Origin of the sequence: Kitasatospora sp. NPDC057500, from assembly GCF_042802195.1 — a bacterium.
Classification (GTDB): Bacteria; Actinomycetota; Actinomycetes; order Streptomycetales; family Streptomycetaceae; genus Kitasatospora.
Window position 1 is genome coordinate 31,096 of the sequence record NZ_JBHVER010000005.1, and the last position, 14,355, is coordinate 45,450.

A 14,355-nucleotide genomic window follows, 5' to 3' on the forward strand; every position below is an offset into this window, starting at 1 on the left:
GGGGCCCGGGGGTGTTTTCGGGTGGGCGCCGGGGGGGGGGGCCGGGGGGGGGGCCCCCCCCCCCACTCCGGGTCAGGCGGTGAAGTCGGGGGAGTGGGTTTCGACGGCCTTGACGAAGGCGGCCCATTCGGAGTGGTCGAAGGCGAGGTGCGGTCGGCCAGGGTTCTTGTCGTCGCCGAGCCAGACGTCGCCGTTGGGGAAGCGGGCGATGATCACACAGTCGCCGTTGCCTTCGGCGGAGAAGGGGGACTTGCTCCAGGCGGCGTCGGCGGGGTCGTGCGCGTAGGGGTCGTGCTTCTTGCTCACGTCAGCTCTTCCAGCTTGCGTTCGAGGGCGGCGATGGTGTCTTCCGGCGACAACGCGAACTGCTCGACGCGCACGAAGGTCCTCTCGGCCCGCTTGACGTCGCGTCCCGTTCTCCTGGGGAGCATACCGCCGATGGCTTCCACGAAGACGAAGCCGTCGGAGTGGTCGTCAGGGAAGTGCATCAGGGTAATTCCCGAGGCCAGAACGCCGGGCCGCCCGGCGCTCAGCGGTACCATGCGCAAGGTCACGTTCGGGTAGTTGGCGACCTTGATCGCATGCCGGATCTGGTCGGCCAGAACCGCTTGGTCGCCCGCGATGAGCAGAGCAACCTCGCCGAAGTAGGCCTTGAAGTCGAGCCTCGGGTCCTCGGTCAGCCGTCGCTGACGGAGAACGCGGACCTCGGCTCCGGCCTCGACGAGCTCGTCATTGGGTGCATCGACGCCCGCCGCGATCATCTCGCGCGCGTAGCCCTCGGTCTGGACGAGACCGGGGAACGCGGATGGGAAGTAGTTCTGTATGTGTGATGCGTCGGCTTCCAACGCCAGGTACTCGGCGAAGGCCGGCGTGATGGTCTCCGCGTAGTCCAGGTCGCGCCACCACTGCTTGGGCGGGCCGTCGCCGAGCAGACTCTCCAGATCCTCACGATCCTGACCCGTGACACCGGCGTGGTCGAGCAGCTTGGCGAGGTCGGCGCGGGTGATCTGTTGTTGCGCTCGTTCGATTCTGCTCAGCCGACCGGGGCTCCAACCCTTCAGGCCGTCCGTCATGTCGACAAGGGTCCTGTTGTTCTCCAGCCGCCAGGCGCGCAGCTCGTCGCCGAGACGGATCTGCCTGATCGCCGACAGTTGCTTGCTCAAGTGGCGCCCCTCCCTTCGGGTATGGGTGTCCAGTCTCACCAGATCGAGGCCGCGTACTCAAGTCTGCTTCAAGATCAATTAATTTCTTCGAGCAATGCTGTTGCAGTTTCGATTTGGGATGCCCCACACTCAACGTGACCGAACGGACACGCTCCTGAAGGGGCCTTGCCATGTCCACTCTCCGCAGACCCGTCCTCCGCACCTGGGAGGCCTCCCTCACCGAGCACAACTCCTCGGTGCGGACCGCTCGCCGTCACATCCGTGACCAGCTCACCGCCTGGGGGTGGTCCGGGGACCGGGTCGACGACCTTGTCCTCATTGCCTCCGAACTGGTCACCAACGCCGTCGTCCATGCCTGCCAGGGGCAGGGCGAAGTCCGGCTCTACCTCCAGGAGTTCGACGGTGACTGCCGGCTCGAAGTCTGGGACCCCCGGCACGACCTCCCGCTCCGGGAGCGCCTGCCGCGCCGCTTCAACGAAGGCGGCCGGGGCATCGACCTGGTCCGCCAACTCGCCTTCGACTTCGGCGTGATCGTCCGCCGGGGTTGCGGAAAGCGCGTGTGGGTGCGGGTGCTGCTCGACAGCCGCTGCCCTCCGTAACCGACTCCTCCGCTCATCCGACCGGTGTGACGGGGGTGTGTCACGCTGGTGGGTGGGGCATTGCCGGTACACGGCCGAGGTCGGGAGGCTCGCGATGGCCGAGATCAGGGCGAACGGGGTGTCGCTGTACTACGAGACCAGGGGTGCCGGGCCGGGGCTGGTGCTGGTGCACGGGTCCTGGACGGACGCCGACAGCTGGGCGCGCGTCCTGCCGGGGCTCGCGGAGGAGACCACCGCCGTCGCCTACGACCGGCGCGGGCACAGCCGCAGCGAGGACCTGCTCACCCAGGGTTCCGTGTACGAGGACGCCGCCGACCTCGCCGCCCTGATCGTCGGCCTGGGGCTCGCGCCGGCCTACGTCTGCGGCGACTCCTACGGCGGTCTGATCGCCCTCCGCCTCGCCGCCGCCCGCCCGGACCTGCTGCGCGGCGTGGCCGTCCACGAGCCACCCGCTACCGGCACCCTGCTCGCCGACCCGGAGCTGCGACCCCTCGGCGTGGCCTTCGCCGAACGGATCTCGGCCGTCCGTGAACTCCTCGAACAGGCCGAATCGGCGGCGGCGGCCGAGCGCTTCGTCGACACCATCGCCTTCGGCCCGGGGGCGTGGGAACAACTCCCCGCGCCGGTCCGCCACACCTACATCCGCAACGCGCCGACGTACCTCGACGAACTCCGCGACCCGGACGCCCTCGACCTCGACCTCACCGCCCTCAACCGCTTCACCGAACGCGTCCTCCTCACCCAGAGCGACGACAGCGAGCCCATGTACGGCGAGATCCTCGACCTGATCGACCTCTCCCTCCCCAAGCCCGAACGCCACCTCTACCGCAACGCCGGTCACGCTCCGCATCTGACGGAACCCGAATCCTGGGTCCGCGCCACCCTCCCCCGCGCCCTGGAGTGACCCCCAAACCGGGGGCGCGCACCACCCCGCCGCACGCCCCCCATCTGCGACGAGGCCCCGCCGACGAACGGTCTGTCGGTGACTGACAAGACTCCGACCTTCCTTGCGGAGTTGGTCAACCGTGAAGGCGAGACTTACTCCGAAACCCCGTGTCCTGGTGCCGCGCATAGACGCGTATAGAGGTGAAGCCGGACCGGTTCGGGGTGGTGGTGCGGGCGAGTGCCTGCCGAAGGTCAGATCGGAGGAGTTCCAGTGCTCGGCACGCTTCCTCGCCGACGTCTGGCGGTGCACGCGGGCGTCCGTGCTGCTGGACGGCCCCGCGCGCTGGTGATCCGGACCGTGCGCCTGGACCCGCTCAGGATGCCGACCGAGCACCTGCCCACAGGACGATGCCGAAGAACTTGGACGTGGGGGCTTGGGCTGGACGAGCACGCCGACGACGTCAGCTTGCCCCTGGCGAACGTTCCCGGCGTGACCACGGCCGGCTCGCCCGGCTTCGGTAAGACATCGCTGATCAACAAGCTCATCTGCGACCTGGTCGTCGTCATCAAAGAACTCCTCGGCCACGCCCACATCGGCGTCACCGCCACTGTCCACGCACATGTCCGACTCCGCCTCCAACGCGAAGCCATCAACACCCTCAGCACCGCACTCAATGGCCGGGCGATCACCCAGACGGCCAACGGCGACGACGATGAACTGCTACCCTGCGCAGCCCTCGTCCGCTGACGTTGCCGTTAATTACTACCGTTAGACAGCAGAGAGGCCCCTCCGGATCCCTCGGAGGGGCCTCTCGCTTTGCCTGTGCTACAGAAGCGCGTCGATCATCTGACGGAACCAGACGGACATCTCTAGCCCGTCCTGGCGCGGGTCGTAGCAGGCTCCAGCCCTATCGAGCCAAAGCGCAGCCAACTCCTCCTCACGCGCACCCGAACTCAACACCCTTTCCATAGAATTTCTCAGTTCCTCGACCACCTCGGGAGGTTCACCGTCTCGGAACTCCGTCAAGATCTGGATAGGCTCCTCTGCCTCCAGATCGTAATCTTGATGGAAATACGCCTGTGCGAGGTATTGAAGTTTTTCCATGTTCATCACGGACTCGGGTAGGAGGTGACGATTTGGTACCCGCTCGGCATCGAAGGATTCCGCTGCAGGACGGTGGCCACCCCCGAAGGGGAGAGGATTCGCTGAGTGGCACGCTCATACGCCCTCCCATCCGCGGCATTCATCGGTCCGTTAATCACCAGTCGCCTTCCATTCCCCGAAAGCCATTGAGAGATCTGCCCTTGATTGGCGGCAAGATTTCCGCCCGTAGCCCTCTCTGCTGCTGCCAAATCGGTGAACGTTGAGGAGTAGCGGATGTTGCGGGCCGCCAGTTCAGCATCAGTCTTGCCGACATGTCGCGCGATCGCGTGGCCACCCGCAGCTTCATGCTGAGCAAGGTTGCAGTTGCTGTTGTGAACAAGTGCTGGAGTCTGCCCCGCCAGCACATAGTACGTGTGCTACACGGCCCCTCTCTACCTGCTTTTTCGCAGGTCAACGATGGTTTGACGGTCCGTTGGTGTCCGTGGATGTGCGCTGAAGTCCGTGGTTGTTGCCGTCGCCGCTGCCGTCAGATGTGTAGACCAATCGCCCTCGCCGACGGCGGCGCGCGTGATCCTACTGCCAAGCTCCGGGCTCGGCGCGGACGATGGTGCGGGTGGTCTGCTCGTACGACTGGTGGCCGGTCTGCGCGCAGTGTCCGGCGATCCAGCGGGTGAGTTCCTCGGGGGTGTGCATCTCGCCGGACGCGGCGGCGCAGTTCCGCTCTTCGCCGGTGACGCAGATCGCCTCGAAGGTTGGCAGCGCCATGGGGTCGGTCGCGGTGGTCACGTGGTACTCGCGGAAGCGGTAGCGGGTGGCCTTGCCCCATCAGCCTTCCCCGTTCCCATCAAGGGGGCCGGCGTTCGCAAGTTCGCCCTCCTCGGCCGCCTCCTGCTGCGGCTCCGGGATGCGCTCTCCGCGTGACTGGGCGACCCTGAGCGCGTCCGACAGGGCCTCGGTCAGCCGGCAGGCGAGCCAGCGGTACTCGACGGTCGACTGCGCCTTGGCTCCGGGGGCCAGGGCGCCCCGGGCGTACTCCAGCAGGTCCTGACCCATGTCGAGCTGGACGGTTTCGATGCTGTCGGCGAGCGTCGAGATGTAGCCCTTGCCGTCGGTGCTCAGGTAGCAGGGGCGTCCGTCCTCGGTGGCCCATGGCAGCAGGCGGGGTCCCGCCATGCCCGACGCCGCTTCGTGCAACTCCCTGCGACGCAGACGGTCCGCGTCGCTCCTCGGCATGCCCATGGTGGATCTCCGGCCTTGGTCGCTGGAACAGGACACGGCGACCGTAACGACCTGACTACATGTCAATCCACGGGCCCAGTAGGGCAAATAGCAACGCAAGGTCCGCTAACTGCCACGCTACGTAGTAGCTATCCGACGACGCCCAGGTAGCCGGCCATCTCGCGCATGTCGCTGGTCAGGGTGCGCTTGCGCTTGCTCAGGATCTCCTGCATGGTCTCGGCTGCCGAGTTCTGGTGCCTCAGCCACTCGGGGGCGGCTTCACGAGCGCGGGTGAGCTCGTCCATGGCGGCCGACAGGTCTCCGGTTCGGGTGTGGGCGCGCGCCATGTCCAGGGTGAAGCGGTTCCCGTCGTTCGTGCTGGGCCTGCCCAGTCGCTTCCATGCCTTCGGTGACAGCTCGACCTCTTTGCCCGCCTTGCGCACCACCGCGCGGGCGTCCCCGACGACCATGGAGTCTTCGAGTGCCTTGATGGCGGCGGTCACCGGTCCGAAGACGGACCAGTGCCGGGAGACGTTGCGGTGCGCCGTGCCGACGGCGGTTGCCGCCACCCGCGCTGCCCTGCGGTACTCCTTGGCCTCGTCCGGGCGGTTGTTGCGTGCCGCCGCGGCTGCGGCCTCCATGGCCAGACCGCCCCACACCGCGTAGTGGTCGGGCTCGGCGCCGGTGATCTTCGGCTCCACCACGTCGATGCTCTGGGCGGCGATCCGCTCCGCCTCCTCCAGCCGGCCTTGCCGCACCAGCAGCCAGCACATGCAGCCGACCCCGGAGCCAGCCGCGAGCAGGTCCCCACCCTCCCGCGCGTCCGTGATGGCTCCTCGCAGGGCCGTGTAGGCGATGTCGTACTGCCTCACCTGCGTGAGGTAGGTGCCGGCCAGGCGCAACGCCTCGGCGCGGGCGAGCAGGGCTTGTTGGTACTCTTCGCCGCTGTCGTAGTGGGCGACGGCCCGCGCGGCGTCCCGCAACAGGCCGGGCAGTTGGGCGGCGACGCTCTTGTAGCTGTCGGAGAAGTACAGCACCCGCGCGTCTCGAACCGTTCGCGCGTAGGCACGCAGGTTCGGTTCCTCGCCCACGGCCTGGGCGTCCTGGTCCACCAGCCCCACCGCCGGGGTGAGCGCGGCGCGAAGCTGGATGAGGTTGAGCCGGTTCGGCTCCTCCGCCCGCCCCACGGGCTCCGGTGCGTCGGACGCGACGAGTGCCGCCGTGGGGATGCCCAGAGCGCGGGCCAGAGCGTGAAGCGTCTCCATGCGGACCGTTCCGCCTTGCTCGACCTTCCGGATGGTCGCCGGGGACAGGCCCGCTGCGTGGGCGAGTTCTTCCTGGCTCATCCCGGCGCGGCGCCGGTACTTCCGTACGTTGTCCGCGAGTTCCATCGTCATCTGCTCATCACCTCCAGCGCCACGGTACGCCTGGTGGGCGAACTGACTGGGCTCTCCAGGCAGATACCCACCCGAGACAGTGACCCACCGCCACACGCAGCGCCGGGCACGCGGTTACTGGAGCGGCGCGGCGCCGGAGCCTCCGGCAGGCTGCGGGCCTGAGCGGGACGGGTCCCTCGTCGGTCGGGCAGCTTCGCCGGACCAGGGTTCTCCGGGGGCCGCCAAGGCTCACGTCGTGACGCTGGCGCTCGGCCTTGGCGGTCCCCGGGGGTTCCTGGTACGCCTCCGGGGACCGGCCGGCGAGGGGCACGACCCGCGACCATTCACCACGACGGTGCCGCACCAGTGCTCGGCCCCCGGTCCCTCGGAGGGAGGGCAAGGGGTGACGTAGAGACTTGCGGACTGCGCTGCTCTCGCTGGTGTTGCGCGCCCGGACGGGCGGGGGTGCCGCTGAGCGGGGCGGAGACAGGAGCGGGCGGCGGCCCCGCCGGGCCGGAGCGCGCGCGGCCCGCGACAGCGGGCCGCCTTGATCCAGTAAAGAAACTCTGAACAGCTCAACAGCTCAGCCGTCGGCCCTGCTCGTCCTTGTCCTGGCCTACCCTCGTTGCTCAAGTTCCTTGGTCAGGCGCCTGACTTCGGCTTCCAGTTGATGGCGCGTCTTCTGGAGCTGCGCCACCTGCTTCCGCAAGCGGATGAGTTCCTCGGCGTCGCGTTCCGCTCTCGGGGCCTCCTTGACACGTTCGACTGGTGTGTCAGGGTCCGGGGCCTTGCTCGCCTGCGTCTTGCGGACATAGCTGCCGCGGCCGAGGACGGAGTAGATCAGGTCCTCGCCCTTGAGGAGACGCAGGGCGTTCTGGACGGTTGAACTGGCAACTCCGAAGCGCTCTTGGAGGGCTCGCGCGGCCGGCAGTTGGCTGCCAGGCTTCAACTCGCCATCAAGGATCTCCCTACGCAGGATGTCGGCGACCTGGATGTAGGGCGGCCGGGAGTCCTCTTCCACCGGCTCCTCAAGCGCGAAGTCGTCGGCCAGCGTTTCGCCCTCGCGTTCGGCGGCGTGCCGTAGGGACTCGACGCGGGCTCGGGCAAGCATCGTGCGCCGCAGGTTGTTGCGCCCGCCGCCAGTGAGGGCGACTGTGAGGGAACCTCGGGGGGTGCGGTGGACGAGGTGCTCGTGTGCCAGGTGCCAAAGCGCTCGTTCGACGGCTTCGCTGTCGGTGGCGAACATCAGCTGGAGCTTGATGGGATCGGGAAGCTTGTCCTCGAACTTCAGGCGCCCCTCGACGATCGCTTCGCGGATGGCCCAGATCGCCTGGAGGATGGGCGGCTCAGTGTTTCCGGGGCCGGCGGGGGCCTCTTGTGTGCTGTCCTTGGCCTGCGCCCGCTCCGCCTTGGCCTGGGCGGCGATCTGCTGGATCTCCTCCAGGATGGCCTTCTCCCGGTACTCCTTCTCGTGGCTCCGGACGTAGCTGCCGCGCCCTTGGACCGAGTAGACGAGCCCTTCGTCCTTGAGTACGCGCAGGGCGTTCTGGACGGTGGAGCTGGCGATCCCGTAGCGCTCCTGGAGCGTGCGCGTGGACGGGAGCTTCTCCCCGGGACGGATCCGCTCTTCGAGGATCTCGGCACGCAGCACATCGGCGGCCTGGAGGTACGGCGGCCTGGGGTCCTCTTCGAGCGGCAACGTCATACACCGAGGGTAGCGGCGGTCCCGCACGGATGACACGCCCGTGCGCTCGCCCGTAGCGGGCGTAGTGGCCCAACAGTGCGGGCGTATCGCATCACCAAACTGCTCGACTGTATGACCGTTGCGCGTGTGCGACCCTCGCGCTATGGTTCTGGCGGGTCGAACACGTGACCCCCTGAACGAAGGAACTGCCATGGCTATGACCAGGATTCGTGTCGGACTGCTGCCCTCTGCTGTCTGTATGACGGGCACCGACGCGACCCCGAAGATCAAGGACCCGCAGACCGGCGAGATCGCCACCGACCGTGAGACGGGCGAGCACCTGTTCACGGTCACGGTGATGCTCATGGAGGAGGGGCGCGCGGAGGTCATGAAGCTCACCGTCCCCCAGTCCGGCCTTCCCGACGGGCTCAAGCCGGGCGTCATGGTGCGCCCGGTGGACCTGTTCGCCACGCCGTGGGCGCGGATCTTCAACGGCCAGCTCTCGGAGGGCATCGCCTACCGGGCGGGCCGCTTGGAGGCAGTCAAGTGATCTGCGCTGTAGGGATGTTGGCCTATCCGCTGCTCATTTCGACCGGTACCGGTAGCCGGTTCGCCCTCGGGTTCATCTACAACGTGGAAGGCGTGAAGTGAAGGACGTGAACGAGATCGCCCCGGTCCTGATCGGGGCGGTGCTCGCCCTGGCGGCCCTGTGGGCCGTGGTCGGCCTGGTCTGGTACCTGCGGGTGGACCGTGAGACCCGGGCGAGCATCCGGCAGGGGATACGCATCCGGTTCGGCTGGGAGCGCCTCGCCAAGATGGCGGGCCTGTCGGTGACCGACAAGACTCCGACGTTCCTGGCCGAGTTGGTCAGCCGTGAGGGCGAGACGCCCAAGCCGCGGGTCCTGGTTCCGCGGATCAAGGTGAAGCCGGACCGGTTCGGGGTGGTGGTGCGGGCCAAGTGCCTGCCGAAGGTGGGGCTGGAGGAGTTCCAGCGCTCGGCGCGCTTCCTCGCCGACGCCTGGCGCTGCACTCGGGTTTCCGTGCTGCCGGACGGTCCCGGGCGGGTGGTGATCCGGGCCGTGCGCCTGGACCCGCTAATCACGCCGACCGAGCACGTCCCCACGGGCACGGTGCCGGGGAGCCTGGACACGTGGGGTCTCGGGCTGGACGAGTACGCCGACGACGTCAGCCTGCCGCTGGCGAACGTTCCCGGTGTGACGGTGGCCGGCCTGCCCGGCTTCGGGAAGACGTCGCTGATCAACAAGCTCATCTGCGACTTGGCCCCCTCCGAGGCGGTTCAGTTCGCCGTGGCGGACGGCAAGGTCTCCACCGCCCACGAAGGGGACTATGCCGATCTGACACCCCGCCTGTTCGCCTTCGCGGGTGACGACCTGGCGGAAGCCAACGCGCTGTTCAAGCGCATGGTGAAGCTGCGACGGGGCCGGTCCTCGTCCATCCGCACCGTCCTGGGCGTGAAGAACATGTGGCACGTCGGACCGTCCCGCATCTGGCCGCTGACGATCCTGATCATCGACGAAGCGCACACCTACTTCCGCGAGTACAAGGGCAACGACGCCGAGACGAAGAAGCTGGCGGCCCTGTCGACGGAGAACACCCGACTGGTCGAGGACCTGGTGAAGAAGGGCCGAAGCGTCGGAATCATGGTCATCCTGGCCACCCAGAAGGCCACCGGCGACGCCATCCCGACCTTCATCCGAGACGTCTGCCCGCTGGGACTGTCCTTCGCGCAGAAGACTGCGGAAGCCTCCGTCGCCGCGCTCGGGGACGACATCCGCAACTGGCCGGCCGCGAACCCGGTCAACCTCCAGGACCCGGCCTACGTCGGGGTGGCCTCCATGGGAGTGCAGGGCCGTCCGGGCTTCACCCGCGTGCGCACCCCGTACGTGTCCGACGCCGACGCGGCCCGGATCGCCGACGACACCGCCCACCTGACCGAAGACCCGGCCGCGTACCTCGACGTCTACCCGGGCCCGGTCGACTGGAAGCCCGCCTTCATGGACGACGACGCCGACACCCTGATGACCGAAGCAGCCTGACGGCCCATGTAACCCGCTATCAAGAAAGGAGAGTTGGCCTGATGACCGAGGATCGCCTCACACAGCGCACCGTGACCGTGGTCATGGCGGTCATCGCCCTGCTGGCGTTCGTGTTCTCCTTCGGCAACGTCTGGGCACTGGCCCTGCGCCTGGGGGTGCCACACCCGGTCGCGCCGCTGATCGCCCCCATGGTTGACCTGTCCGTGATCGGGCTCCTCGTCGGTCTGCGCTTGCTGTCCCTGCGCGGTGTCCCGCAGGAGGAGCTGACGGCGGCAACCCGTCTGATGCACCTGTGCGGCCTGCTGACCCTGGCTCTGAACGTCGCCGAGCCCCTGGCGGCCGGACACTACGGCCGTGCCGCCGTCGATGCGGTCGCCCCGCTCCTTCTGCTCGGCTGGGGCCAGGTCGGCCCCCAGTTCCTCCGCCACTTCCACGCCCTGAGCACCCCGAACCCGGCGGAGGCCCCCGTCCCGGTTCCGGCCGTGGAACACCTGCCGGACCCGCTCGCATCGCTCGACCTCGCACCGGCCTCCGAGTCGGCGCCTACCCTGGCCGTGATCCTCGCCGCTGAGCCTGAGCCTGCTCCCGTGCCGGCCAAGAGGACCGCGCCCGCCTCGCTCCCGGCCGTCCCTGAGGCCCTGCTGATCGCTGCCCGGCGCATCGCCGAGACGCACCACGCCGAACAGGGCGACCACATCACGCCCGGTCAGCTCAAGGCCCGCCTGGGCGTCACGCTGCCGCTGGCCACCGCCGCACACGCTCAGCTCTCCGCCTGAGCCCCGCCGGCCTTTTCCCCACCTGACCGACCCCGCCCGACCGGGCTCGGCTTCCCACGCCCCGAGCAGCACCAACACGTTCTCCTGACTGGCTGGTTGCTACTCGGGGCCACCCCGCCCGACAGAAGGGACACGCTCCGACATGGTCGCCCTGGACCTGCGCCACGTGGCAAGCCCCGCCCTGCGGGACCTGATCCACCTGGTCAACCTGCCCGACTTCGACCGCGCACACCAGCAGATCGACCGCCTCGGCGGCTGCACCGAACCCGTGCGCTTGCTCGGCCAGACCACCACCATCGACACGGCAACCGGTGAGGTACTGCGCTCCTACACCACCGCCGATGAACCCACGGGCAACCTGCTGACGGCCTGCGGCAACCGACGCGCCTCGCGCTGCCCGGCCTGCTCCCGCGTCTACGCCGCCGACACGTTCCAACTGATCCGGGCGGGCCTGACCGGCGGCAAGAGCGTGCCGGACACCGTCCGCTCTCACCCCCGCGTGTTCACCACCCTCACCGCGCCGTCCTTCGGCCCCGTCCACAACCGCCCCACCGACACGAGCGGCGCCCTCCGGCCCTGCCGCTGCGGCAAACGCCACGAACCCACAGACGCGCTGCTCGGCACCCCGCTGGACCCGAAGACCTACGACTCCCCGGGCGCGGTGCTGTTCAACGCCCACGCCGGAGCCTTGTGGGCTCGCTTCACGATCTACCTGCACCGTGAGATCGCCGCCCGGCTCGGCCTGACCCAGAAGGCGGCCCGCGCGGTGCTGCGGGTCTCCTTCGCCAAGGTCGCCGAGTACCAGAAGCGCGGCCTGGTCCACTTCCACGCCGTGATCCGCCTCGACGGCCCGGACGGCAGCACCCAGCCCCCACCACCCTCCGCCACCGTGACCCTGCTCGCCGACGCCATCCGGGCCGCCGCCATCCGCGTCTCGATCAGCGTCGTCTCGGACGCCGTCGGGGAACGCGAACTCGCCTGGGGCGAACAGCTCGACGTGCGCGAGATCGCCGCCTTCGGCACCGACGCCGAGCTCACCGATCACGCGGTCGCCGCCTACGTGGCCAAGTACGCCACCAAGTCCGCCGACTCATCCGGCGCTCTCGACCGCGCCCTGTTCTGCCGCCCCTGCCAGGGACGCGGCATGACCCGGACCGGCCACGGAACCCCGCTCCAGTGCACAGCCTGCGGCGGCACCGGACACGCCCGACCCCTGCCCCGCCTCGCCGTCGAACGCCACGTGCGGCAGATGATCCGCACCTGCTGGGAGCTGGGCAAGCGCCCGGAGTTCGAGGCACTCAAGCTCTGGAAGTGGGCGCACATGCTCGGCTTCCGGGGCCACTTCTCCACCAAGTCCCGCTGCTACTCCGTCACCCTCGGCCTGTTGCGCGAGGCCCGCCGCGCCTGGCGCACCGAACAGGCCCGCGCGTACGCCGGCCTGCCCGACCTCGACCCGAGCACGACCCTCGTCATCGGCCACTGGGCCTACCACGGCTCGGGCTACAGCCCCGGCGCGGAACTCCTCGCCGCCGCCGTGTGGCACCGCAGAGAACTGGAACGGCGGTTCACCGCAGAGGGCGGCCCTTCATGAGCGCTCTGCTCCCTGGACCGGGCATGAGCGAAGACCTGCTGACGGTCCCCCAGGTCATGGCCCGCCTCCAACTCGGCCGCTCCGCCGTCTACGACCTGCTCCGCTCCCGGCAACTCGCCTCCATCACCCTCGGCCGCGCCCGCCGCATCCCCGCCCACGCCCTCAACGACTTCATCCGCACCCGACTCGAACAGGACGCCGTCTGATGACCACACCCCGCGACGACAGCCCCTCCCGCCGCAGCCGCGCCAACGGCGACGGCACCGTCTACCAGCGCAAGGACGGCCGCTGGGAAGCCGCCGGCTACGTCCTCGCCCCCGGCGACACCCGCAAGCGCGTCCGTGTCTACGGCATCACCCGTAAGGAAGCTCTCGCCAAGCTCACCGAGAAGATCGCCACCAGCAACCGCGGCGTCCCCGTGGTCTCCGCCCAGGGCAGCCTCGGGGCGTACCTGACGTACTGGCTGGAGAACGTCGCCGTCCACCAGCTCCGCGAGAACACCCACACCCGCTACACCGCCTGCACGAACCGCTACCTGATCCCCGGCCTCGGCAAGAAGAAGCTCGCCAAGCTCTCGGCCAAGGATGTCCGCACATGGCTCAACCAGCTCCGCACCACCTGCCAGTGCTGCGCCCGCGGCCTCGATGCCGCCCGCGACCAGCCCCGCTGCTGCGCGACCGGTACGTGCTGCGGCACGCGGCTCTCCCCGCTGACCCTCGCCTACATCCACTCCGTGCTCAAGTCCGCCCTGGAGCACGCCGTCCGGGAGGAAGAGATCCCGCGCAACGTCGCCCGCAATGTCCGCACCGGCACACCCCGGCCCCGCCGCTTCGAACCCCTCACCGCCGACGAAGCCCGCACCTTCCTCGCCGCCGCCCAGGGCCACCGCCTCCACGCACTGTTCGAACTCGCCCTTCGCACCGGACTCCGCAAGGGCGAACTCCTCGGCCTGCGCTGGGACGACCTCGACCACGCCAGCGGCACCGCCAGCATCCGTCGCACCCTCCAGCGCACCCGCACCGGCGACCTGACCACCCTCCCCACCAAGACAGTCAGCTCCGAACGCCGCATCGCCCTCCCGGCCCCCTGCCTGCTCTCACTCCACGCCCACCGCAAGCAGCAGGCCCAGGAGAAGAAGCAGGCCGGCGCGGGCTGGGTGGACAGCGGCCACGTCTTCACCCGGCCCGACGGCCACCCCATCGAACCCGCAACCCTCACCCGCCACTTCAACGCACTCCTCCGCCGAGCACACCTCCGCCGGATCCGTTTCCACGACCTGAGGCACTCGACCGCGACCCTCCTCCTGGAACAGGGCGTCGAACTCGTCGTCATCAAGGAACTCCTCGGCCACGCCCACATCGGCGTCACCGCCACCGTCTACGCACACGTCCGCCTCCGCCTCCAGCGCGACGCCATCGACCTCCTCGGCCGCACTCTCGGACAGTCCTCCGGGACAGCCACCGACCCCGACGACGGCGACGATCCGCCGCTCTGTGCAGCATCCGTCCGCTGACGTTGCCGTCAACTACTGCCGTCAGACGGCAAGAAGCCCCGCCGGATCAGCATCCTCCGGCGGGGCTTCTTCGATTTATGTCCCGGCTATCCGCTATTCAAAGCGCACCGTGAATCTTTCATCTAGCCCGAAATATTCGTCTTGATCCATAACCCTGATCAACACTGAGGAAATCCTCTCAAATACTTCAATGCCCAAGAGGGTCTTACTGGCCTCGAAGTTTTCCCAGATGAGCTCAACGGGGCGCTCCACATCCGTGGAGAGACGATCCCACAAGGCATCGAGATTCCTCCCATAGTATGGGCCGAAATCCAGTTCCCTTGCCAGAGCATCATGCAGGTCCGACTCGGATCGGATCAGCGACCCATCAATGGTGACCCGCACTCTC

Annotated in this window: 18 protein-coding genes; 9 read left to right on the forward strand and 9 right to left on the reverse strand. The window is 68.5% G+C overall.

What is annotated here, in order from left to right:
• Window positions 1–72: 72 nt before the first annotated feature.
• On the reverse strand, window positions 73–306 hold the full coding sequence (locus ACFU74_RS02140) for a DUF397 domain-containing protein (RefSeq protein WP_380750336.1): 234 nt from the start codon (window positions 304–306) through the stop codon (window positions 73–75).
• Window positions 303–1,163, reverse strand: coding sequence for a helix-turn-helix domain-containing protein (locus ACFU74_RS02145; protein ID WP_380750339.1), 861 nt, complete (start codon window positions 1,161–1,163; stop codon window positions 303–305). The genes ACFU74_RS02140 and ACFU74_RS02145 overlap by 4 nt, the downstream gene beginning before the upstream one ends.
• A gap of 170 nt (window positions 1,164–1,333) precedes the next feature.
• Between ACFU74_RS02145 and ACFU74_RS02150 the strand changes: the two genes are divergently transcribed.
• The 3 genes from ACFU74_RS02150 to ACFU74_RS02160 all read left to right on the forward strand — a co-directional run bounded on the left by ACFU74_RS02150 (window position 1,334) and on the right by ACFU74_RS02160 (window position 3,395).
• Complete coding sequence (locus ACFU74_RS02150) at window positions 1,334–1,762, forward strand: ATP-binding protein (RefSeq protein WP_380750341.1); 429 nt, start codon at window positions 1,334–1,336, stop codon at window positions 1,760–1,762.
• A 94-nt stretch (window positions 1,763–1,856) separates the two neighbouring features.
• Complete coding sequence (locus ACFU74_RS02155; RefSeq protein ID WP_380750343.1) at window positions 1,857–2,666, forward strand: alpha/beta fold hydrolase; 810 nt, start codon at window positions 1,857–1,859, stop codon at window positions 2,664–2,666.
• Between the two features lie 252 nt (window positions 2,667–2,918).
• On the forward strand, window positions 2,919–3,395 hold the full coding sequence (locus ACFU74_RS02160) for a hypothetical protein (RefSeq protein ID WP_380750346.1): 477 nt from the start codon (window positions 2,919–2,921) through the stop codon (window positions 3,393–3,395).
• Window positions 3,396–3,473: 78 nt separating this feature from the next.
• Here the strand turns inward: ACFU74_RS02160 and ACFU74_RS02165 are convergent, their stop codons facing one another.
• The 6 genes from ACFU74_RS02165 to ACFU74_RS02190 form a co-directional block, all read right to left on the reverse strand.
• Window positions 3,474–3,758, reverse strand: a complete 285-nt coding sequence (locus tag ACFU74_RS02165; RefSeq protein ID WP_380750491.1) for a contact-dependent growth inhibition system immunity protein — start codon at window positions 3,756–3,758, stop codon at window positions 3,474–3,476.
• Window positions 3,758–4,156, reverse strand: a complete 399-nt coding sequence (locus ACFU74_RS02170; protein WP_380750348.1) for an RNase A-like domain-containing protein — start codon at window positions 4,154–4,156, stop codon at window positions 3,758–3,760. Before ACFU74_RS02170 ends, ACFU74_RS02165 begins: the two co-directional genes overlap by 1 nt.
• Window positions 4,157–4,325: 169 nt before the next feature.
• Entirely contained in the window at window positions 4,326–4,538 is a 213-nt protein-coding gene (locus tag ACFU74_RS02175) for a hypothetical protein (protein ID WP_380750351.1), read from the reverse strand.
• Between the two features lie 39 nt (window positions 4,539–4,577).
• Entirely contained in the window at window positions 4,578–4,925 is a 348-nt protein-coding gene (locus ACFU74_RS02180) for a hypothetical protein (RefSeq protein WP_380750353.1), read from the reverse strand.
• 194 nt (window positions 4,926–5,119) lie between these two features.
• On the reverse strand, window positions 5,120–6,367 hold the full coding sequence (locus ACFU74_RS02185; RefSeq protein ID WP_380750356.1) for a helix-turn-helix domain-containing protein: 1,248 nt from the start codon (window positions 6,365–6,367) through the stop codon (window positions 5,120–5,122).
• Between the two features lie 595 nt (window positions 6,368–6,962).
• Window positions 6,963–8,051 (reverse strand): GntR family transcriptional regulator, encoded by a 1,089-nt coding sequence (locus ACFU74_RS02190; protein WP_380750358.1) that lies wholly within the window; start codon window positions 8,049–8,051, stop codon window positions 6,963–6,965.
• A 196-nt stretch (window positions 8,052–8,247) separates the two neighbouring features.
• Here ACFU74_RS02190 and ACFU74_RS02195 point away from each other — a divergent pair, with 196 nt between their 5' ends.
• From ACFU74_RS02195 to ACFU74_RS02220, 6 genes are all read left to right on the forward strand, one after another.
• A complete protein-coding gene (locus ACFU74_RS02195; protein WP_380750361.1) occupies window positions 8,248–8,580 on the forward strand; it encodes a hypothetical protein in 333 nt (110 codons plus the stop codon).
• Window positions 8,581–8,677: 97 nt separating this feature from the next.
• A complete protein-coding gene (locus ACFU74_RS02200) occupies window positions 8,678–10,087 on the forward strand; it encodes a cell division protein FtsK (RefSeq protein WP_380750364.1) in 1,410 nt (469 codons plus the stop codon).
• Window positions 10,088–10,128: 41 nt separating this feature from the next.
• Window positions 10,129–10,863, forward strand: a complete 735-nt coding sequence (locus ACFU74_RS02205) for a DUF2637 domain-containing protein (protein WP_380750367.1) — start codon at window positions 10,129–10,131, stop codon at window positions 10,861–10,863.
• A gap of 142 nt (window positions 10,864–11,005) precedes the next feature.
• On the forward strand, window positions 11,006–12,454 hold the full coding sequence (locus ACFU74_RS02210) for a replication initiator (protein WP_380750369.1): 1,449 nt from the start codon (window positions 11,006–11,008) through the stop codon (window positions 12,452–12,454).
• Between the two features lie 23 nt (window positions 12,455–12,477).
• On the forward strand, window positions 12,478–12,660 hold the full coding sequence (locus tag ACFU74_RS02215) for a helix-turn-helix domain-containing protein (protein ID WP_380750372.1): 183 nt from the start codon (window positions 12,478–12,480) through the stop codon (window positions 12,658–12,660).
• Entirely contained in the window at window positions 12,660–13,967 is a 1,308-nt protein-coding gene (locus tag ACFU74_RS02220) for a tyrosine-type recombinase/integrase (RefSeq protein ID WP_380750375.1), read from the forward strand. Before ACFU74_RS02215 ends, ACFU74_RS02220 begins: the two co-directional genes overlap by 1 nt.
• Before the next feature lie 93 nt (window positions 13,968–14,060).
• On the opposite strand, the gene ACFU74_RS02225 is transcribed toward ACFU74_RS02220, so the two are convergent.
• A complete protein-coding gene (locus ACFU74_RS02225) occupies window positions 14,061–14,351 on the reverse strand; it encodes a barstar family protein (RefSeq protein WP_380750378.1) in 291 nt (96 codons plus the stop codon).
• Between the last annotated feature and the right edge of the window lie 4 nt (window positions 14,352–14,355).